Here is a 22,061-nt window from a genome sequence, read left to right as displayed (position 1 = left end):
CTTAATTTTAGTCTGCTTTTTTCAGAATGGCAATGCTGCCACCCGGAAGTGTGAGCTTATCTTCATTTAAAACAACCTCATCATCGCCTGTCACAAGCATATCGCTTAGTATTCTGTAGCCTTCTGCACCCTGATCCTTTGTAAGGTCAACTGTTGTCTCTTCATCCGAGTTATTAAGAGCGATCATGATGTCGTAGTCTGTATTTTCATCCCAGCTCTTAATCCACACTGCGCACCTGTCAGCGCACAGATCATTTAATATGGTGATGTCTCCCCTTGCAATTGAAGGGTAAGTATTTCTTAATCTTATCGCTTTTTTATAGTAGTTGTAGATTGATGAAGGGTCATTTTCCTGATCACTAAGTGATCCGTAGATCATGTCGATCTTCTCCATGCCTGATGGACCTTTGCACATTCCCTCTGCCTTAGCATCGCTATCCCACTGCATTGGCGCTCTCTTATTTTCATCTTTTCCTGAGCCCTTCATTCCTATTTCTTCGCCATAATATATGAAAGCGTTGCCGTTCATCAATAGGTTGAGCGCACCCGCAAGCTTGACGCTTGAAAGTGCATTTTTCCCTGTATAATATCCTGCACTTCTTGCCATATCATGGTTTGTATAAAAAGGTGCATTCACATAATTTTCATTATAGGAAGAATAAAGCTCATCCTCTTTTATCTGCTGCTCAAGATACTTAACAGGTGACATCTTGCCCCTTGCGCATTTTGCGATCGTTCCTTCTTTGTCCGCAAAGTCAAAATCAAAGAGGGAATCTATTCCGCTCGCATAATAGCGCGAATACTCTCTTGATGTGGTCCAGGCTTCACCAACGATGTAGGCATCTTCTTTTATAGCTTTTACATCATCCACAAAATTGCCAAGAGCTATGGTATTTTGATCAATATCATCTGAGTAATACTGCGTTACCGCATCCATTCTAAAGCCGTCGCACCCTGCATCAAGCCAGAACTTTGCTATATCCGCAAACTCTTTTCTTACTTCCTCATTTGAAAGGTTAAGATCCGGCATTCCTGACCAGAATCTCGCTTCATAATACCAGTTTGTTCCGGGAACCTTCTCGTAGCCTTCACCTCCCTGCTCTGTAAAGTTGTAGTAAAGAGCATACTTGCAGTCACCTGCGTTTATTTCGCCGCCTTCCGGAAGATTTTTCAAATACTTAGTAGCTTCCTTAAACCAGGGATGCTCGGATGAGGTATGATTCATGACCATATCATTTATGACTTTTATGCCTCTCTTGTGAGCTTCCTCTATCAGCTTCTTATAGTCATCCATCGTGCCGTACTGCGGATCTATGTCGCAGTAATCAGTCACATCATACTTATGATATGTAGGTGACGGGCAAACAGGCATAAGCCAGATCTCGTTGCAGCCAAGATCGGTATCTGTCGCATCATCACCATCATTTATATAATCAAGCTTGTCAATCACGCCCTGCAGATCACCAATTCCGTCACCATCGCTATCATAAAACGAATAAACAAATATCTCATAGGTTGTGCGGTAAGCATCATCTATTACATTAAGTGGTGTCAGAGCTGTTACAGTATCTGCCTGTTCCGCTACATCAGTCTGTTTCTCTGTATCAGTCTGTTCCGCTAAATCAGTCTGTTCCGCTACATCAGTCTGTTTCGTTGTATCAGCTTCTTCTGTTTTCTCTACTTGTTGCGTGGTTTTTTGGGCGCATCCGGCGCCTGTCATCATCAAAGATGCGCATAACAGCGCACTCAGCGGCTTTTTGATCATCCCGAAAACGATTTCTTTTTTCATTACAAATCTCCTTTAAAACTACAGTATAGATTACCACTATTTTCCAATCAGTTCATCAACTTTTTTATATTGATCAGTAGTTTACGCAAAACATGATATATATGATAAAATTTACATGTCTGATATTACGATAACATTTATGGTCATTATCTGAATGTCACATTTTGAACATTATAAGTTATCATTAGTTTTTAATAATTTCAGTTATCAGTTAAGGGGGAAAAATCATGCCAATTCTAGGTGCATTCATGGTACCACATCCGCCTATCATCATGCCGGAAATCGGATGCGGTGAGGAAGAAAAAATCAGCCAGACAACAAAAGCATACGAGCAGGTGGCTTCTGAAATCGCAGAGCTTAAACCTGATACAATAATCATCTCAAGTCCGCACAGCATCATGTATGCTGACTATTTTCATATATCTCCGGGTGAAGGGGCATCCGGTGATATGTCTAAATTCAACGCACCGGAGGTTTCGTTCGATGCAGAATACGACACTGAACTTGTAGAGAAAATCTGTGACCTCTGCAAAGAGGGCGGTCCCGATTTCGAAGGCAAAAAAGCTTCTCACGAATTCCCTGCAGGAACTATGGGCGAGCGCGACAAAAACCTGGATCACGGTACACTTATCCCGCTCTATTTTATATGCAAGAAATATACAGATTTTAAGCTGGTAAGGATCGGCTTATCCGGTCTTCCGCTTCCTCTTCAATATCAGATGGGACAGATAATAAAGAAAGCTGTGGATGAGACTGGCAGACGCGTAGTATACGTTGCCAGCGGCGATCTGTCACATAAAATGAAAGAAGACGGAGCCTACGGTCTTTCAGAGGAAGGGCCTATTTATGATGAGCGCATTATGGAAGCGTGCGGAAGCGGCGACTTTATAAAACTCTTTGATTTTTCAAGTGATTTCTGTGAAAAGGCTGCTGAGTGCGGTCACAGATCCTTTGTGATGATGGCAGGCGCTCTAGACGGACTCTCAGTCAAAGCAGAAGCTCTGTCCCATGAAGCACCATTTGGAGTTGGCTACGGAATCTGCCGATATGAAGTAGGTGGCCCGGATGACAACAGACATTTTCTTGAAAAATGGCGCAACAGGCAGCTTGATGAGCTAAAGAAAAATCAGGCAAACGAAGACCCCTATGTCAGACTTGCGAGACTAACAATAAACACTTACATAAAAACAGGAAAAACACTGACAATAGATGATTTCATAGATGATTTTAGAGAAAGTGCTGCGCCGGTATTCCCCAAAGAAATGCTGAGCAAAAAGGCAGGTTCATTTGTTTCTCTTCACAAAAACCATGCTCTAAGGGGATGCATCGGAACAATAGCGCCTTGTTTTGACTGCGTTGCCGAGGAAATAATCCACAACGCAATAAGTGCCGCCACAGCAGATCCCAGGTTCCCGATGCTGACAGATGATGAACTCCCGTGGCTTGAGATAAGCGTAGATGTCCTTGATACTCCTGAACCAATTTCATCTACGGATAAGCTTGACGTAAAACGCTATGGCATTATCGTAAGGAACGGAATGCGTCAGGGTGTTCTTCTTCCAAACCTTGACGGCGTCGACAACGTAAATCAGCAGATAAACATAGCCTGCCAAAAAGCCGGCATTGCTCCCGGCGAAGAAATAGAGCTTCAGCGCTTTGAGGTAGTGCGCCATAAGTGACAGTTGGGGCTTTTTGCCCTTGTCACAAGAGGAATTCGTTCAGTCATCGCATCTCCAAATTCATAAAAAGCAACAAGTCCCCTTGATTTCATGGCAACTTGGGGCTTTTGCCGCTCCGAGATGCTGTGGCAAAAAGTGCAAAAGCAACAAGTACGTCCGTTTTCCTATATACTTGGGGCTTTTTGCCCTTGTCACAAGAGGAATTCGTTCAGTCATCGCATCTCCGAATTCCTAAAAAGCAACAAGTCTCCTTGATTTCATGGCAACTTGGGGCTTTTGCCGCTCCGCGACGCTGTGGCAAAAAGTGCAAAAGCAACAAGTCATGCTGTTTTCATAGGGCCTTGGGGCTTTTCACCTCTCCACCATCACTGCTAAAGAAAAAGCAACAAGATGAACAATTTTTCCCATCTTGTTGCTTTTTTGGGGTTTCTACATGCCGGTCTTCATGAAGTATTCGCGTACTCCCATGAGCACGAAGCCAAGGATGTTCTCAGCCTGTTTGTCGCTGCCATCCTTGTGCCACATATCAGGGTCAAGGATAAGGAGACCGCTTCCGTCAACGAGTTTGTCCTTGCTCACTCCTGCTCCGTAGAAATCATCATCTACGTCAGCATTGATGAGCACGCAATTTCCCGTTTCAAGGAGTGTTGATTTAAACTCCTCATCAGATAAGCATTTTGCGACATTTCCTCTAAATAGTACCTCTCTAAAGACCTTGCTCCAAACCTCTGCGTCAGCGCCGACTATCTTATCTCCAAGCTCAAGCAGGGTCTGAGGGTCAGATTCATTCAAAATGTTAGCGTAGGAATTGATATCGCCAAATAAAAGTGCTTTTTCAGACATCATGTACTGAATCACACTTACGTATTTTCTTCCGTTCACATACAGCGGGTTCTTGGCATACTCAAGAGAAAAAATCTCGCTTGCAGCATCTCCTCCAAAACATACATAAATATTGATTATAGCTTCATGCACCTGTTCAATGAGCTTATCGATTGTATATCTATTCCACAACCCCTGAATGTCAGGCATATCAAGGCTCACAGGTATGGACGGCAGATTGTATGTGCCTTCGCTTTCTTTTCCGGTGTCAGCTTCTGCATTGCTATCCTTTGAAGCATCTGCATTTTCCGGATCCTCTGTAGCAGCTTCTGCACTACTATCATTTACAGCATCTGCATTTTCCGGATCCTCTGTAGCAGCTTCTGCACTACTATCATTTACAGCGCCTGCATTTTCCGGATTCTCTATAGTAGCTTCTGCCAAGCTCTCTTGAACTTCGCTCTCCTGCTTTTCTTCCCCTGCCAAAGCCTCGTGATCAGCATTGCCCGCTTCACTCTTCTTGCTCTTTCTTTTACCGGGGGCCTTCTTTGGCGCAGCCTTTTTAGGTTCGTACTCCTTAATCTCTTCTAAATACAGAGCAGTCTGATGTTCATCCTGCAGCACAAAACAAATATCATCAAAGGCATCAGGATGTTTCTCCATAAATGCAGAAACAGTAGAGACCGCAATTTTTGCCGCCTCATCAACCGGATAACCGTATTCACCTGTAGAAATAGATGGAATCGCAATAGTTCGAATGCCCTCATGGAGAGCTATTTTAAGAGCACTGTTATAACATGAAATCAAAAGATCCTCTTCGCCTGAAAAGCCGCCGTTCCACACAGGGCCGACACTGTGGATCACATATTTGCAGGAAAGATTATATCCAAGGGTAAGTATGGAATCCCCCGTTTCGCAACCATTTAGCCTGCGGCATTCGGTTTTCAGCTGTGGACCGGCAGCCCTTTGAATGGCTCCGTTCACGCCTCCGCCTCCAAGCAGACTGTTGTTTGCAGGATTAACAATTGCTGTAAAACCGGTTACTTTTGTAATATCTTCCTGTATAGCTCTAAGCATCGCTTCCCCCTGAATGTTCAGATTTATTCCGGTCAAAACACCGGTGAAGGTCCAGATCATGGCGTTCATCTTTGATCAAATCCCGCAGTACATAGATTTATCTGGCCTTTCTGTAACTAACATCACTCTTTACTGTGGATGTTTTGTCTTCACTCACTTTCTTTAAAAAAACAACTACTTTATAAGTATAGAACGAGTTGCCGCATGAGGCAGTAATAGTTGAAACGCCTTTCTTAAGTGCCCTGATCTTACCGTTTTCATCAACACTTACTACTGAAGGATTACTGCTCTTCCATGATTGAACACTATCATTCAGATTGCATACCGGCTGTGCATACGAATATCCTCTCTGAATGTAAACTGTCTTCTTGGAAAAAGCTGTAGACTCAGATCTTGCAACGGCAATTTTATTATTCTTGCCATAGTCGTCAGCATAAGTCCCCTTGTCCGCTACAAAGTTCACAAGACTGTCGCAGCCGTAAAAAGCATTATCCTCGATAGTGGGATTACCGTAAAATACAACCCTTTTCAGATTGGTAAGTTCGTAAAACGCGCCCGCTTCGATATTTTCTACAGAAACGGGTACCCTTATTATTCTGATCTTTTTATTGGAAACAATCGTACCTCTATTTATCACCTTGCATGAAGCAGGTATTGTCACATCTGTCTCAGAACCGGAATACCGGAAATATGTTTCTCCGGAAAAATTGTATCTGCTCCATCCCGGAGCTACATTTGATTTGTAAATATTGGTATAAGAATAGATCTTAGTCTTGGCGCTACAGGAAAAGCTCAGAGGAAAAGCTAATGTGATCATCACAATAAGAAGGCATACCATGGCTGTTTTAAATATGCCTTTTAAAATACTATATGAAAGCCTATCATTCCGGGTGATAAGCTTGTTTTTGTGACTATTTAGCTTTTTCAACATTACGATACCCTCAAAATATCACATAGCTGTAATATATTATATCATTTTGCTAAAAAAGACTGATGGAAATAATTATAAACTTTTTAGAAAAAGTGGCTTAAAATTTTATGACTCCCATCATGCCGGAAGCTCTTGCCCCTCTGCAAGGCTCTTCCGGTATGCGAGATATTAGAATAAATTAGTATTCATCAAGGAAATTATGCTTTATGCCCTTCTGTTTGTAGGCAATTACCGTGTCGAGATTTACATTTTCAACACTCTTAAAAATGTTGGATTCAACAAACGGATTCTCTTCTTTTAATCTGGCTATGAGCTTTTTCGTCTCAAGTCTCTTTGAGGAAGTAGTCCCATCCTCGTGACAGGTAGAGCACGTCTCTGTAAAATGGCATGCGCACTGCAAAAAGTGCAGATCATTATAATCTCGCCATGAGCATATATCGCTCTCTCTCACAAAATACAAAGGTCTTATTAGTTCCATTCCCTCAAAATGGATGCTGTGGAGTTTGGGCATCATCGTCTGCACCTGTCCACCATAAAGCATTCCCATCAGGATCGTCTCTATCACATCATCATAATGATGTCCGAGCGCTATTTTGTTGCATCCAAGCTCCTTTGCCTTACTGTAGAGATAACCTCTTCTCATTCTCGCGCAGAGGTAGCAGGGATTTTTTTCTATGGTATCGACCGCATCAAAAATATCACTCTCAAATATCGTCACAGGAATACCAAGCGCCTTGGCATTGCTTTCTATAAGAGCCCTGTTTTCCTTATTGTATCCGGGATCCATAACAAGAAAAGTAAGCTCAAAATTACACTGTCTGTGTCTTTGGATCTCCTGAAACAGCTTAGCCATAAGCATAGAATCTTTTCCGCCCGAGATGCATACAGCAATGCGGTCTCCCTCTTCGATCAGGCGATATATCTTGCATGCCTTTGCAAAGGGTGAAAAAAGCTGCTTATGATATTTCTTTTGTATGCTCGACTCAGCTTTTTTGCGTCTTTCATCCAGGTTATCCGTATCTGATATCTTAGAACACACATATCCTGTATATCCACCTGCTAAGCTATAACAGTCGCGGCTCTTAAGAAAATCAAGGCCGTCCATATCCGCGGTCCTTCTTCCAAAGTCACAATAAAATATCAGTTTCTTATCTGCAGGGATCTGAGCTATCTTTTGTTCCGCTTCGTCCAGATCATTATCAAAAGAAATAGCTACCGCGCCGGGAATCATACCGTAATCCCTGACATGCTCATCTCTTATATCTATAGCCACATATTCATCTTTATTTAGCTTCTCAAATTCTTCTAACTTAATTTCCTTCACTTACATTTTCCTTTCTAAATACAGCACATCGTTGAAGGAATGTCTTCATGTTAATGGAATCAATGCCTGATGATTCCATCGCCTCTGATAACCTAAATAATATACAGTCTGTTCATCTTGAAAACAATAGGCGCTGAAAAAATTTATAAATTTTTTAAAAACTGTTGCTTAACATTTTATGCTGTGATATAATTTCATTCGTTGACGGCATTGAAGTCAGCAAGCAAAAATCTAATATAGAGGAATCATACAATGGCTAGTATTGCGGTCTCCAAAACCGTTCATGGGGGTTCGAGTCCCTCTTCCTCTGCTAAATACGAAAGGCTTTGAAAGCAGTGTATATCTGGGTTTCAAAGCCTTTTTTTACATTTAACAAACATATCTAGTAGCAATAAGAAAATATGCTATCACAAGTCTAAGTATGATACTATAACTATTTTGCACACAAAAGGGATTAGATACTTTACAAATCTAATAAAGAAAACCGCCGTATCTCTACGACGGTTCCTCCGCTATGCGTCCATAGCTTTGAAAGGTTTTTATGATGAAGTTTTTTCCTATAATTAATGAAGTTTTTCTTCACAAGATTAATTATATTCTACTTCTCTTTATCAGTAAATCAGATTAATCTAAACATTTTATAAATTATTAATCTTAAATTTCTATATATAAATAGAAATATCATCCCCTCACGAGTATAATAATACCTGTGAGGGGAACTTTATGAAAAAGATTATCAGACATCTTTTATTATCTTTATTTTTCATATCCATTTTTAACATAAAAGTATATGCACAGGACACTGTTACTCTGCCTGTGACAGGTACTTATAATGAGTCTGCCGCAAGAGGGCTTCTTCCACTGATTAACTCATATCGAAGTGACCAGGGAAAAACTGCATATATCTACGATCAGGAGCTTGAAGATGCTGCCATGCAGAGGGCTATGGAGATATCTGTATATTCAGATAAAAACAGACCTGATGGCAGAGACTGGAAAACCGTATTGTCTACATCTGACTATGCCAATCAGCTATATGCATATGGTCAGAAGGATGCTGCTACTGTTTTTAATGCATGGAAAAAGAATGAATCCAACAACATGGCTATCTCAGCTTCTGTATACAAGTACATGGGAGCTGCGTGTGTAAACAGGGAAGGTACCAATTTCTGGGTAGTCCTTCTATGTGAATCTGCGGGTAGTGCAAGTCCTGAGCCTGCTCTTGTTTCTGTAAAAACTGTGAATATCGTTATCCCTACGTCCAAACTCAACTCATACATCTCCCCTTCTGTTCTTGAACTCTCTTATGGTGATACTTATGACATTTCAGACATAAAAGAATACTGCAGCTATTCTGGTGCTAGCTCCTGTAATAAACAGTGGAGTTATGACATATCTGATTCTGTAACTCTTTCTGATGATGATGTCCTTTTTCTTGATGACAAGAATATAACGGCAAGGCGTGCTGGCTATTCTTCCCTTACTGTTACTTTGTTTTCTGATACATCTGAAAAGAAGATACCTGTCAGTATCGGAAAAAAGGTCATCACAGAAAGTGACATCACGCTCTCTTCAAGGGAATTTGTATATACCGGGGGAAGTCTTACTCCTTCGGTAACGGTAAATATTGATGGGAAGACATTAACCGAAGACACCGATTATTCATTGATATATACGGACAATGTCAACGTATCTTCAAAGGGTGGATACGTTACTGTAAGCGGCATAGATAACTATGATGGCACCGTCAATGTCTATTTCATGATAAACAGCAGAGACTTAAGCAGTGGCAGTATAAAGCTTGATTCAGATACTTATGAGTACACGGGTGATCTTATCATACCTGCATGCACATTCACACTTGATGGAAAGATTCTTGAAAATGGCAGGGATTATATCATTTCATGCAGCAACAACACTGACGTCGGCACTGCTACTTTATCCGTATGTGGTTACGGGAATTATAAGGGGCGCCTGGATACAACATTTTCCGTTGTAAGAGGTCCTTCAAGTCCAAGGCAGGAAGAGATCATAACCTCATCTGTCAAAAAAACAAAGATAACAGACTATAAAGCTGTCAAAAAAACAATAACAGTCAGTTGGAAAAAGATTAAAAACACTGAGGGATATGAAATCCAGTATTCTCTGAATAAAAAGTTCAAAACTTCCAAGACCACATCTGTTGAATGCAGGCCGTCAGTAAAGAAGTATACTATCAAAAAGCTCAAGAGACATAAGACATATTACATAAGGATCAGAGGGTACAGAACCTCGGGCAACACAAAGCTATGTGGTGCATGGAGTAAGACATTAAAAGTCACTACAAAATAATATGGCGGTTTATAAAGTGATGATAAGAAGATGACGATAACAATATTAAATCGTATGTTGAATTTTTGTCACATAAACCCCGTTATTCTTTAATAAAAATTTGAATAAATAGATAGGATGTAAAACGTATGGCATCTGAGATTCTTGCAACAGAAGTACTAGCAGCAAAAAATGACAACAAGGCTCTTACCGAGCTGGTACGCAACAATGATAAGTTCATAAGGAAATGTGCATATTTTTCTGTCCACCGGTTCATTACCGAGCATGACGATGAATATTCGATAGCACTCTCTGCTTTTCTTGAAGCGGTATCTGACTATGATTCTGATAAAGGTGAATTTTCTACTTTTGCCCAGACTGTCATATCAAGAAGGCTTTATAATTATCTGCGGACTGAATACAGGTGGAAGCCTGAGATAAGTGTCAATCCGACCATAATAGGGGGTGATATCCCTGAAGAAGAAGTCTCCGAGATAGCTATTGAACTCAAACAAAAAAATGCTGAACTTGGCAGAGAAGAAAGTGCCATGTCTTCTGCTGTGACCGTGAGTGACGAGGTTAATGCTCTTACGGAAAGATTACAGATATACGGGATCGAATTTTCACAACTTGTAAAGAGTTCTCCCACTTCCGGTAAAACAAAACTTGCATGCAGGACTCTGCTCAATACCATGATGAATGACGATGAATTGCTTGCGAAATACAAGAAATCACATACTATCCCTGTGATGGCACTGGCGAGTGCTTCGGGGATAAGCAAAAAGATAATAGACAGATACAGACGTTATCTGATAGCTTCACTGGAAATACTTTTAGGAGACTATCCTCTCCTGTCCACATATCTAAAATGATCAAGAAAGGGAATGTTTTATGAAAGCAACTGTCCTGGATTCCAACGGACGTGTAAGTTACGTTCTTTGCGATGACGGAATCTTCAGACAATTAAAAGGGGTATACGAAAAGGGGTGTACTCTCTCAGTCGATGCAGGACCATTTAATTCCTGTATTATACATACGAACGCGAAGCGCGGACGTATATTACGTTTTGCTGCTCCCATAGTTGCTGCAGCAAGTATGATGCTCTGCGCCATAACCGGTAATGAGATTGCAGAGGACAGAAAAGACTGTTCGTATGTGACTATAGATGTCAATCCATCCATTGAGTATGCACTTAACAGAAAAGACAAAGTAATATCTGTAAATGCCCTGAACGATGATGCGGTGCCTATTGTTGAAGAACTTAGAAAACAGAAGGTTGAAAGTAGAAGTGATATATCTTATGCCATAGAAAAAACCATTACAATATTAAAAGATAGTGATTACCTTGCTGATGACGAGAGATCTGTCCTTATAGATGTTGCTAATGATGATGAGGACTCTTCTCTCCAGATAAAAGACAGTGTTACTGCTGTTATAAATGATAAAGATCCGGATATCAATCTGTGCATACTTGAATCGAGCATGGATGAAAGAAAGATTGCAAACGACAAGGGTATGAGTGTCGGAAGATATGCAGCACTTGTCAAGGACGTTAATAAGAGTGAGAAGAATGATACGGATGTTATTGAGTACTCTTCTCTTCCTGTAAAGACCATCGTAAAAAACATCACTGAGCCTGTGGAAGAGATTGTTGAACCTGCAAAACCTGATACAATTGCATCTGTCCAGACTAAAGCTGATGAAACTTCTGCTTATAAAGAAAAAGATGAAAGCGCTTATACCAGGATGACATCAGAAGTGGCAAAAACTTCTTCCAAGAAAGAGCAAAAATCTTCTTCTGATAAAGCTGAAGTAAAAGAAGAACAGATAAGAAAAGAAGAATCTGTTCCTGTGGAAAGTACTCCTGCGGCTCCTCAGGTTGTAGTTACTCCTACTCAGGAAGTACAGCCTCCTGCAAACGATACGACTGATAATCAGCAGGCAAGTCCTGAACCCGAACAAAACAGTAAGGATAACGAAAAGAAACAGAGCGAAACAAAAGACACTGATGAGGCAGCAAGTGTAGATATAACTCCTCAGACTCCTGAACCGCAACCCGAACCTGAGCCTGCACCTCCTCAGGATGAAACTCCCGAACCTGAACCTACTCCGGCTGAACCTGAACCATCAGAAGGTACGGGGGATGCGGATGTGATAGAACCTGATAGTGGAGTTGGTGAAGCAGATGTAGTTCCTGATATACCTGAAGAATCGGCTCCAGCTCCTGAACCGGAACCTTCACCGGTACCAAGTGACAATTCTGCTGAAGTGATCAGCGTTCCTGTTACTATAGACGAAATATCTGTTGAAAATATTGGCGAATAAGTTTAATACTTAAGATATAGTAAAACTCCAAAAAATAGCGGAACAGTGACCCCCAATTCACTGCTCCGCTATTTGTATGTCTACAAATAGTTTACAACAAATTATGCAATAAAATATTTTGCTAACACTTCTGCAGCATTACAATCATTATATACTTCAACCATTTTTACAGACTCCCACCCAAAATACAACTGAATAACATCAGCAGGTACGCCTCTTCTTTTAAGTCTGCTACACAATTGGTGTCTCAGGCAATGGAAATAAAATGGCTTGTTTACGTATCTGCTTATAGTATTTGAACATGATTGTATTTGTGAATCGGTAGCTTTAGTTCCGTTTCTCCCTACAAACAGATACTCACAGTTAATGTTGCGTCGTTCTCTTTCTGCCATCCAAAGGTCATAATATTTCTTAAACTCTTGAAGAGTGAACTTATATATTGGTTTACCAAGTTTTCCTTTACCTTTAGTACGTATTTTCTCAGGAGTTACATATAATGATGTTCCGGGGATGATGTTATCAGAAGAGAACCAATTAACCTTAAACTGTAAAAGTTCTGCTCTTCTGCTCCCGGAAAAAGCTGCAAGAGCAAACATGCATGCAGCTTGATACTTATGATCTGCGACAAGCTTGTCTAAGGTTTCATCGATTTCTTTGTCACTGATAACAGTTGGTTCCAAAACATTTTGAATAGGTGGTGAAGGTATTTTATTAACAACGGGATGATAGTCTTTAATCTCATCATCAAGAATATTTTCAATGTAATTACTAAGCGAACTTAATACGCTTTTGACTCGTGCGATTCTGTTGGGACTCCACTGCCATTTAGTAAGCGCATAGTTCTGAAATGCAGCTATTTCCATTTTTCTTAATCTGGTGAAAGACTTGTTCCTATTACATATGTAATTCCATGTGAAGAATATTTCGATGTCGTTTTTGTATCCTTTGATGGTCCGTTCACTTCTGTCGATAGAATACAGATATTCTATGAAACCTTTAAGAAACATTTTATTCTTTCTGTTGAATTTGCTCGATACAGCACTTTCAACTATTTTGTGATTAGTTTTTGTTCTGTTCATTTTTACTCCTCCGTAATTGATTATTAACATGAAATTTAATAATACTACGAAGTAAAAAATTATTTAGGCATAACTGTTAATATTAGACAAATTTTGTTTTGTTACATGTCCTCTTCTAAACCGCTTGATTACTGAAGTTAGACGAATTTGTCTATGTTCAAAATGTGATTTTAACGTCTGGTTAAGCCAGCGTGAAACCACGTCGTTTTGACCAGACGCTAAACTCATACAGCGTCTGACTTTGTCGCGACAAAGGACGAATAATTTCATATGAAAGGGGACAATTTATGAAGAAACTAACAAAAGGTAGACTTCTGTCAGGTGCATTGGCAACAGCGCTGACGGTAGCGAATATGGGCGCTCTGATGCCCATGACAGTATTTGCAGCTGACCCGCAAAAGTCAACAGTACCAAATATCCTTACTGCTGCGTCAAAATGGGATATATCATTTAAGAAGATTGACGATCAGTTTTATGATAAGGATGAACAAAATAAAGAAGTAACGTTTGTATTTGGCGATGATTTGAAAGCAAAAGATCCAAATGTTAGTAAGGGTGCCGAGTGGTCAGTAGAGGTTAAGAGCGGGGACATCGCTTTTGATTCAGGAGCAACTACGGTGCTGAAGTCTAACGATTGGGTAACTGACACGGCAGACACAATTGGTGGAAAACTTGATTTAAGTGCCATGACAACACCAGGGGAAACGACAACCTTTGCACTTATGTATGATCAGGATGGTGCAACTGGTAAAGATTATCTGCCGGTTGAAGTTTCTACAATCGATTATACTTTTAAAACCAAGGCTATAGCTTCTCAATTAAAAGGAGTTGTGACTATAGAAGGTGCTGATGCAGTGTATTCGGGCAACAGTACAGACCTTACACTTAATATCGGTGATGTGCCTGATGGATACTTTGTGGATGCAGATACAAAATACATTATGGGTATTGCATCAGGTAGTGAAATAAAATCTACTGCTCTTACACTTAGTGGTGATTATGGTACATCAGCATCCACTTATGGTGAAAATAAAAAGGGAGCTGTAGCAATAGATGATCTTGCAGCTGAAGGACAGGCAAAGATTGGTGTTTGGGTAGATACAGTTGGGTCAGATGCCGATGCACTTGATATCAAAGAAATAAATGTTACAAAGTCAGCCATAACAGATATTTCTGCAACTGGAACAGGTAAGTATCTTGGGGTGTATGATACCGATGTAACAAGTGACGGGATTACTGTAGAAGCTACAGAGACATATAATGACCCTAAGGGCGGAGCTCAGATAAAATGGGCAGTTGTTAAAAATTATGGCAGTACAGATGCGAGCGCTGTAGCTGCAAACGCAACTGATGATTTCACCATTAAAGTTAATGATGGATCTGATTCTACTACAAAGGCAACTAAAACACCATTTACAGGCACAAGCTTTACAGACACTGCTGTAATTAATGCTGGTAGTGGCTTAAATGAAGAGTCTGATGCTGGAAAGTATACTGTGGTTGCGTATACAGGTGCTGAGAATGCAAAAACAGCTACAACTTTCGCTGATCCTGTCGCTACGTATGATTTTGAAGTTGTAGATGTTACGAAACCTGCAATAATAAAGGATACTGATACTAATACATCAAGTAGATTATATGTTGGTAAGAGTGTTGAACTTGGACTCTATGCAGGAAAAAACCTAAAGAAAATATCAAATGCCACATTTACACTGGATGATAAAAAGGATGCAGACTATGTTACTATCGAAGGTAACAAAGTTACTGTAAATAAGGTAAAGACAACTTCTTCTGGTGCGATCAAGATCAATGCATCATACGATATTGCAGATGGCGTGTCTTATAAGACACCTACAAGTGGGCAGTATACTCTCACAACAATAGCGAACGGTTTTACCATAGAAACAGGCAAGAATGCTGTTAAAGGAAAAGACCTTAATGCTAATGGAGAACTTGAGATAGGTAATACCACTACAGTGGTTGCCAAATTTGCAGGCAATGAAGTGAAAGGTGCTGATGGTGTTGAATGGAGTTCCAGCGATGAGAAAATAGTTAAGGTGGATAATGACGGAAATGTTACTGGTGTAGGAGCAGGCACGGCGAAACTAACAGCAACATATACAGATGAGAACAATGTTGTATATGGATCTGAGCCTGCATTTCTTACAATAAAGGTAGCTCCAGTTACATGTTATCTCGTTGATGAAGATGGGTATTCTGTAGGAACCTCCGATTCAGTAGATATTCTGATTGGTGATTCTAAGACATATTCACTGGCAACATCTAATGGAAGTGATATTTCTAATCTTACATGGACTTCAAATAATGAAAACATCACAGTTACAGATGGAACTATAACTGTACAGGATGGAGCAAAATCAGGTGAGAAAGCAACTATAAAGGCACTTGTTAGTGGGTCCGATGTGGCAACGATCACCGTAACAGCTAAGGATGTTATATATTCAGCAGTTGATGAAGATGGCGATATTGTAACTGCACCTTCATTATTCAAGGGAGAATCTATAACACTTAATGCTCTTCGTAATGGAGAAGCTGTAGATGGAGAGTGGAAGCTTGTTACAAGTGTGGGAGCAACTACGGGTCTGACTAATGAATCCATTTCCCTAAGTGGAAATGTAGTGACAGCGACAAAGAGTGCTGATGATAATAAAAATGGTGTAGCATTCTTTGCTTCTACAAACAAAACTACAACACCTGATTTGGCATTTGTTGTAACTGTTAATGCTAATGTATACGAATTGTATATTGATGAAGTTAAGAAGAATGCTGACTCGGGCACTTGGGCAGCTTCAACTTATGCTCTGGCAATAACAGATATGGAAGTTGGAGAATCTCATACATTCAGATTCATGAATGGTGCAGAGGATGTCACAACTAAGGGTACAACTTACAAGTATGATGAAGAAATCTTCAGCATTGATAATGGTGTGCTTACTGTTATTGGAGAAGGAACAGGTGCAACAATAACTATCGAAAACAAGACTGGTTCAACTACAAATGCAAAAGGCGTAATTACTGTTGGAAAAATCTACGCAGGTAACGGCGCTGCTGAAAAGGCAACAACAGCAATAAGCTCAGCTAAAAGCGCAGGGCTTGCAGCAAGTGACGCTATTGACAGTGCTGCTGCAGCTACTGAAGCAGCAGAGGCAGCAAAGGCTGATCCCACAGCAGAAAATCTTTCAAAAGCAGAAGATGCACTTGACGAAGCAAAGGAAGCTCTTGATAGTGCGAATAAAGCTCTTAAAGTAGCACAGGATGCTCTTGCAGAAGCAGAAGCAGCAGGTGCAAAATCTGAAAGCGCTGTAGCTGCAGTTGAAGCAGCAGAGGCAGCTGTAGAGCAGGCTGAGAAAGATGTTGCGGATGCAGAAGCAGCAGTAGCAGATGCCCAGACAGCATTTGATGAAGCAGCTTCAGAGGTAGAAAAGGCTAAGAAGGCAGAAGAAGAAAAGAAAGAAGAAGAAAAGAAGCAGCAGGAAGAGCAGAAAGCCGCTGAAGAAAAAGCAGCAGCTCAGAAGGAAGGTGCTACAGGCACAGACGCTACAGCTAATGCTAACTTCACAGTTACAAGCACAGCTGACAAGACAGTTGCTTACACAGCTCCTGCTACAAAGGCAAAGAAGGTTACAATTCCTTCTACTGTAACAGTTGGTGGTGATCCGTTCGCAGTTACTGAGATTGCAGCAAATGCATTCAAGAATGACAAGACTGTTACAACTATCACAATCCCTGCATCCATCAAGAAGATCAATTCTAATGCATTCAAGAATGCTAAGAACCTCAAGAAGATCAACGTAAAGGGTGCTAAGCTTACAACTGTTAAGAAGAACGCTTTCAATGGCATCAAGAAGAACGCTACAATCAAGGTTACAGGCGCTAACAAGAAGGCCAACAAGAAGCTTCTTAAGAAGACAACAGCTGTTAAGAAAGGCAATGTAAAGGTTAAGTAATTAACGGTTTATACAAAAGTAAAAAGAGGTACAATTAACTACTATTTCAATGAAAAGAGGCTTGCAGTCAATTCGGCTGCAAGCCTCTTTAATTGAAATAGTAGTTAACGCTTAATACTGTTTGTTAAACCTTATTCAAGATTACTTTACAGTTGTCTTGGAAGAAGTTACCTGCTTCTTAACCTTGTTGACAACCTTGGTCTTCTTAGCGCCTTTAACGCCCTTAACTACAATCTTGGAGCCTTTCTTCATTCCCTTGAATGCGTTCTTACCAACTGTAAGGTTACCCTTGGTCTTGATTGTAACTTTCTTGAGGTTCTTGCAGTTCTTGAACGCGTTCTTACCAATCTTGGTAACTGTGTTAGGAATTGTAAGGGTCTTAAGGGTTGTATCCTTTGCAAAAGCACTAGGTGCAATGGATGTTACTGTGTAAGTATTTCCACTGTGATCCTTAACTGTTGCAGGGATTGCTAGTTTTGTAGCCTTCTTGTCAGCATCTGTTCCCTTGTACTCAACTGTAGGAGCTGAAGCTGTTGCATCTGTTACAACAAATCCGGTTGCATTTCCGCTTGCATCCTTGAGCTCATTACCTACAGGTGCAGGTGTATTAGCTGCTGAGCCGTCAGAGTTAAGCTTTTCCTGAGCATTTGCTGCTGCAGTTGTTGCTGCAGTTGCCGCATCAGTAGCTGCCTTAGCTGCATCAGTTGCTGCTTTCTTAGCTGCTGCATCATCTGTAGCTGCTGCTGCCTTTTCAGCTGCCTCAGCTGCTGCTTTAGCTTCTGTTGCTGCATCCTGAGCTGCCTTTATGTTTTCAGCTGTAGGATTAGCCTCTGCTGCCTTAGCTGCTGTATTAGCCTTCTCGGCTGCTGTATTAGCTACATTCGCTGCATTCTCTGCTGCTTCCTTGGCATCAGCCTGAGCTTCTGTCTCTGTTACTGTAACCTTGCAGGTTGCACTGTAATCACCAGATGTCGCTGTGATAGTTGCGGTTCCTGCTGCTACAGGTGTGACTGTTGCTGTTCCGTTACCATTATCTGTAACAGTTGCAATCTTCTCATCAGAAGACTTCCATGTGAGTTCTTCCACTGTTGTAGAAGGCGATACGCTAGCTGTTATAATCTCACTATCTCCACCAACTTCGAGTGAAAGCTTTGTAGGATCAATATCTACTGATTCTGTCTTTATAGTGCCTAAAACTTTAACTTTAAGTGTCTTGGCTGTAGAAGTTCCTCTAGTAATAGTAACACTTACATCTTTGTCAGTAGCCTTGATACCACTGATAATTCCTGTTGTCTTTCCAACACTAATATACTCAGTGTCTGTAGTAGTATATGTCGCTGAATCTGTAATATCCATGCCACTTGTTGAATCTATTACTGAAAGTTCTAATGTTCCACCTACAGCTACTGAAACACCTTCTCCGTCATCGTATGAACCAACAGTACCAGTTTTAGCATCTATAAACAGTACATTAGATTTATCTGTGATAATTCCTTCATCTACTGTTACTTTAATGTCTGCTGCTGCGACACTTACAGTAAATGTCTTTGGTGCTATCGAAGTATCAGCAGGAGTAAATGTAATACTGCTTGTTCCTGCTGTCTTAGCAGTCACCAATCCTTTTGTATTAATTGTTGCTGTAGCAGTAGTAGCGCTTGACCACTTACCATCTATGCTTTCTCCATTATAGGTCGCATAAAACTCTCTTGTACTGTCTGTTACCATACTAACTGTACTGCTTGCTGCCACATTTACTTCGTTTCCAGTATATTCATCTACATATGCAAATCCCACTGTATCCTTTGCCAGAACATCGTAACTAAATGTAATAGGTCCGAGAATTGTCTTTCCGTCAATCTTGATATTTGATGCTGTAGCAGTTTTATTATTTTCTGCTGAAGTACTTACCGACAGAACACCTTTGCTTGTTACTGAAGCTCCGGTACCATTTGTCGCCCACGTTACACTGTCTGGATCAACTAGTTCGCCATTAACATATACTCCAAGTTCAACTTCATCGCCAACGTAATAAACGCCGCTGCTATTTAATGAATTCTTATCGTACACTGCATATGTAACCGCTTCATCACTAACGGTAACAACAATCGTCTGACTGTTAGAACTATCTGCTCTGCTGATTGTAATATTTGCGACACCGCTACCAACTGCATAGATGGTTCCGTTCTTCATATAAGCAACATCTTCATCATCACTTGCATAAACAGTATCTTTATCACCAGACACGTCTACACCGTCCAGTTTCACTACAAGAGCTGCGCTGTCACCAACAATCAGGTCTGCAGTAGTAACTGCGGCCGCATTATCAAGTGCAGTGTTATTATTACCAACTTTTCTTGTTCCACTCTTAGATGCAACGGATAATTCAGCCGCATTAACAGTTATGCTTATTGTAACATCATCAGCAAATTCATACTTTGCTGTAACTGCATATGTGTCAGGTTTTGTGGCTATGAATTTTCCACCTGTAACAGTTGCGCCTTCCTTGTCAACAGACCACTCTACATCTGCTGTTATATCTACTCCTGCCTGATTCTTTGCTGTAAGCTGATTTTCAATATTAAGGTAGCTGTTTGCATTTGATTTCGTAATTGCTATAACATCTTTAGCTACATTTGTTATTGTTACAGCTGTTGAATCAATCGGCTTACCCTTATCAGGAGTATACGTTGCAGTTATCTTTGCTCCTGCGTTACTCTTAGCCTTAACTGCATGTACTAAACCAGTTTTTTCACCAACTGTTACATATGCCGGCTTATCAGATGCCCATTTTACCTTCGAGCTGTCCGCTTCTTCAAATGTTATTCCATCTGAGCTCTTCACATATGCTTTAAGCTGTACATCTGTCCCAAGATAGAGATCAGTAATTGTTCCTGCTGTGCCAGCTTGTGTAATTGTTGTTTTATCAGTACTGAGACCTGTACCAATTGCAAAGCCATTGCCTTCAATATTCGTTACATCAAATTCGTAAACACCGATAACAGGAGTAACCGTAAGATCATTGGTTATATCAGTCTCAGATGCCACCAGATAATAAGTTCCTGCTGTCACACTATTTCCAGAATCCGGGAGCGTTATCTCGACTTCTTCCGTTATATACTCGCCATTCTTCTCATCCTTCACCACACCTGCAGCAGCAAGAGTAAACAATGTATCATCATTGCTTATTTTATTTCCTTTTTTAAGAATATCTTTACCTGATTTTGTAACTGTGTTATTTGTCACTTCATCAAGGTATGAAAGATAATCCTCTTCTCCAACAACTACATATTTAAATGTTGAAGAATCAGTCTTGTCTTCAATATTTAAATCGCCTTTTACAGTGGCAGTTATTGAGCCCTGATTCTTTGCTATTGATGTATCGTCAGAAGAGATAGATACATCACTAACATGTCTGTCATAGACTGTGAGTTTATCGGATGCTGTACCAAGTAGCTTTACAGCAGTAACTGCGTCGGGCTTACCAGATACTGTCTGCTTATCTTCCTCTTTGTAGTTCCATACCTGGACGATATATTCCCCTTCGGTAAGACTCGACAAATTAGCATCAATTCCTTCATACGTCTTATTTGCCGTAGCTGCTACATCCTTTGCAAACACATCTGCAGCAGAGACATTATTTCCTACTGTAAAAGTCTTTTCGGTTAGTTCGGTCTTCGATACAGTAATACCAATTTTTTCATAATCCTTAGCAGCATCATTATCATCTGCATCAAGTGCTTTGGAAAGAACTACATCAAACTTTACAGAAGTATCGCCTTTGTAAATTGATGCCTCATTAAGAGTTATACTGCTTGTCACTACTCCGGTTGTGCTTGCTGCAAATGCAGTAATAGATGTAAACGGTGCCGCCACCACACTCAGATTACTCATAGCTAACGCACACGCGAGAGCATATGACCAAATCTTTTTGTTTCTCTTCATAAAATTTTTGTCCCCTTTCATATGAAATTATTCGTCCTTTGTCGCGACAAAGTCAGACACTAATGTGTTTAGCGTCTGGTCAAAACGACGTGGTTTTCACGCTGGCTTAACCAGACGTTAAAATCACATTTTGAACATAGACAAATTCGTCTAACTTCAGTAATCAAGCGGTTTAGAAGAGGACATGTAACAAAACAAAATTTACAGTATACAAAATAAGATATTGGCATTAACTAAGCAACAGTGTGCAGTTAATTTAAAAATAATACCGCACTGGTGTACAGTTATTTTGCCAAAGGAGGAATCGAGAATGGATAAGAAAACAATAGATGAGATGGTCAATGAATTTCTAGCTAACACAAAAATGACTGATTCAGCAGGCAATAAAACAAGAGTGCCTAGAGTGCCCAAGAGACTATCAAACACTGTAGATGAAGATAATTCCTTTACAACAAGTGCCATATACAAGAAGGCTAATGGTAAAGGAAAACTTAAGATTTCTGTCTGTATTGAAGAGAGATGATTCGAAAAAAATAGGGCAGAGCTAAAAAATCAATACCATAGTATGATTATCATTATTTCGTAGCATCGCTTGCTGATATAACATTTATAGAATGTAGAGTATTATCATGCTATTATAATTATTGTCGTATAATTTCTTAATGATTACAGCCTAGCTTTTTCTATTTAACCCCTTATTCTAGGGGATTTTCGACAAAAGGCAACTACATATGTTATAATATGTATATAGTTTTTATGTTTAAGGTTAAATCGTCTTTTGTAGACGATAGTTGGTGAAGTCCTGGATAACGCAG

At 40.3% G+C, this 22,061-nt stretch carries 12 protein-coding genes, 1 tRNA gene and 1 pseudogene; 7 read left to right on the top strand and 7 right to left on the bottom strand.

Translation table 11 applies throughout. The features are described 5' to 3' along the window. Positions 1–7: 7 nt before the first annotated feature. Positions 8–1,789: an alpha-amylase family glycosyl hydrolase gene (locus T543_RS10520; RefSeq protein WP_035768147.1), complete on the bottom strand. Its 1,782-nt coding sequence runs from the start codon at positions 1,787–1,789 to the stop codon at positions 8–10. Between the two features lie 227 nt (positions 1,790–2,016). Between T543_RS10520 and amrA the strand changes: the two genes are divergently transcribed. Further along, positions 2,017–3,468, top strand: coding sequence for an AmmeMemoRadiSam system protein A (gene amrA, locus T543_RS10515; RefSeq protein ID WP_035768146.1), 1,452 nt, complete (start codon positions 2,017–2,019; stop codon positions 3,466–3,468). 429 nt (positions 3,469–3,897) lie between these two features. Here amrA and T543_RS16670 read toward each other — a convergent pair whose 3' ends face one another. The 4 genes and pseudogenes from T543_RS16670 to T543_RS10500 all read right to left on the bottom strand — a co-directional run bounded on the left by T543_RS16670 (position 3,898) and on the right by T543_RS10500 (position 7,622). Beyond that, positions 3,898–4,872, bottom strand: coding sequence for an NADAR family protein (locus T543_RS16670; protein WP_442856093.1), 975 nt, complete (start codon positions 4,870–4,872; stop codon positions 3,898–3,900). After that, positions 4,861–5,367, bottom strand: a pseudogene (locus T543_RS16570) (macro domain-containing protein); the annotation flags it as partial. The pseudogene T543_RS16570 and the gene T543_RS16670, both read right to left, overlap by 12 nt. A 97-nt stretch (positions 5,368–5,464) precedes the next feature. Continuing rightward, the gene (locus T543_RS10505; protein WP_035768145.1) at positions 5,465–6,298 is read right to left on the bottom strand and encodes a leucine-rich repeat protein; all 834 of its coding nucleotides are present in this window, start codon (positions 6,296–6,298) and stop codon (positions 5,465–5,467) included. 178 nt (positions 6,299–6,476) lie between these two features. After that, positions 6,477–7,622 carry a PP-loop family protein gene (locus tag T543_RS10500; protein WP_035768144.1) on the bottom strand — a complete coding sequence of 382 codons (1,146 nt, stop codon included), beginning with the start codon at positions 7,620–7,622 and terminating at the stop codon, positions 6,477–6,479. Positions 7,623–7,860: 238 nt separating this feature from the next. Here T543_RS10500 and T543_RS15890 point away from each other — a divergent pair. The 4 genes from T543_RS15890 (at position 7,861) to T543_RS16045 (ending at position 12,257) form a co-directional block, all read left to right on the top strand. Then, positions 7,861–7,932, top strand: a tRNA-Trp gene (locus T543_RS15890). A 413-nt stretch (positions 7,933–8,345) separates the two neighbouring features. After that, positions 8,346–9,953 (top strand): CAP domain-containing protein, encoded by a 1,608-nt coding sequence (locus T543_RS10495; RefSeq protein ID WP_035768143.1) that lies wholly within the window; start codon positions 8,346–8,348, stop codon positions 9,951–9,953. A 128-nt stretch (positions 9,954–10,081) separates the two neighbouring features. Then, positions 10,082–10,804 (top strand): sigma factor, encoded by a 723-nt coding sequence (locus T543_RS15330; RefSeq protein ID WP_051638701.1) that lies wholly within the window; start codon positions 10,082–10,084, stop codon positions 10,802–10,804. A 19-nt stretch (positions 10,805–10,823) separates the two neighbouring features. Next, a complete protein-coding gene (locus tag T543_RS16045) occupies positions 10,824–12,257 on the top strand; it encodes an anti-sigma-I factor RsgI family protein (protein WP_035768141.1) in 1,434 nt (477 codons plus the stop codon). 101 nt (positions 12,258–12,358) lie between these two features. Here the strand turns inward: T543_RS16045 and T543_RS10480 are convergent, their stop codons facing one another. Beyond that, complete coding sequence (locus tag T543_RS10480; RefSeq protein WP_051638700.1) at positions 12,359–13,336, bottom strand: tyrosine-type recombinase/integrase; 978 nt, start codon at positions 13,334–13,336, stop codon at positions 12,359–12,361. A gap of 287 nt (positions 13,337–13,623) precedes the next feature. On the opposite strand from T543_RS10480, the gene T543_RS15325 reads away from it, so the two are divergent. Continuing rightward, positions 13,624–17,304, top strand: coding sequence for a leucine-rich repeat protein (locus tag T543_RS15325; protein ID WP_051638699.1), 3,681 nt, complete (start codon positions 13,624–13,626; stop codon positions 17,302–17,304). A gap of 141 nt (positions 17,305–17,445) precedes the next feature. On the opposite strand, the gene T543_RS15320 is transcribed toward T543_RS15325, so the two are convergent. Then, positions 17,446–21,246 carry a leucine-rich repeat domain-containing protein gene (locus T543_RS15320; RefSeq protein ID WP_051638698.1) on the bottom strand — a complete coding sequence of 1,267 codons (3,801 nt, stop codon included), beginning with the start codon at positions 21,244–21,246 and terminating at the stop codon, positions 17,446–17,448. Between the two features lie 310 nt (positions 21,247–21,556). Here T543_RS15320 and T543_RS10460 point away from each other — a divergent pair, with 310 nt between their 5' ends. Further along, on the top strand, positions 21,557–21,769 hold the full coding sequence (locus T543_RS10460; RefSeq protein ID WP_035768140.1) for a hypothetical protein: 213 nt from the start codon (positions 21,557–21,559) through the stop codon (positions 21,767–21,769). Positions 21,770–22,061: the final 292 nt, after the last annotated feature.

It is taken from the genome of Butyrivibrio sp. NC2002, assembly GCF_000702265.1.
GTDB lineage: Bacteria > Bacillota > Clostridia > Lachnospirales > Lachnospiraceae > Butyrivibrio.
Note: the sequence above shows the minus strand (reverse complement) of the source record. Positions and strands in the feature narration are given on the sequence as shown.

Excerpts from the sequence above, each read along its gene's own strand:
- T543_RS10520 (WP_035768147.1), bottom strand. The coding sequence starts at position 1,789 with ATGAAAAAAGAAATCGTTTTCGGGATGATCAAAAAGCCGCTGAGTGCG.
- amrA (WP_035768146.1), top strand. The coding sequence starts at position 2,017 with ATGCCAATTCTAGGTGCATTCATGGTACCACATCCGCCTATCATCATG.
- T543_RS10505 (WP_035768145.1), bottom strand. The coding sequence starts at position 6,298 with ATGTTGAAAAAGCTAAATAGTCACAAAAACAAGCTTATCACCCGGAAT.
- T543_RS10495 (WP_035768143.1), top strand. The coding sequence starts at position 8,346 with ATGAAAAAGATTATCAGACATCTTTTATTATCTTTATTTTTCATATCC.
- T543_RS15330 (WP_051638701.1), top strand. The coding sequence starts at position 10,082 with ATGGCATCTGAGATTCTTGCAACAGAAGTACTAGCAGCAAAAAATGAC.
- T543_RS16045 (WP_035768141.1), top strand. The coding sequence starts at position 10,824 with ATGAAAGCAACTGTCCTGGATTCCAACGGACGTGTAAGTTACGTTCTT.
- T543_RS10480 (WP_051638700.1), bottom strand. The coding sequence starts at position 13,336 with ATGAACAGAACAAAAACTAATCACAAAATAGTTGAAAGTGCTGTATCG.
- T543_RS15325 (WP_051638699.1), top strand. The coding sequence starts at position 13,624 with ATGAAGAAACTAACAAAAGGTAGACTTCTGTCAGGTGCATTGGCAACA.
- T543_RS15320 (WP_051638698.1), bottom strand. The coding sequence starts at position 21,246 with ATGAAGAGAAACAAAAAGATTTGGTCATATGCTCTCGCGTGTGCGTTA.
- T543_RS10460 (WP_035768140.1), top strand. The coding sequence starts at position 21,557 with ATGGATAAGAAAACAATAGATGAGATGGTCAATGAATTTCTAGCTAAC.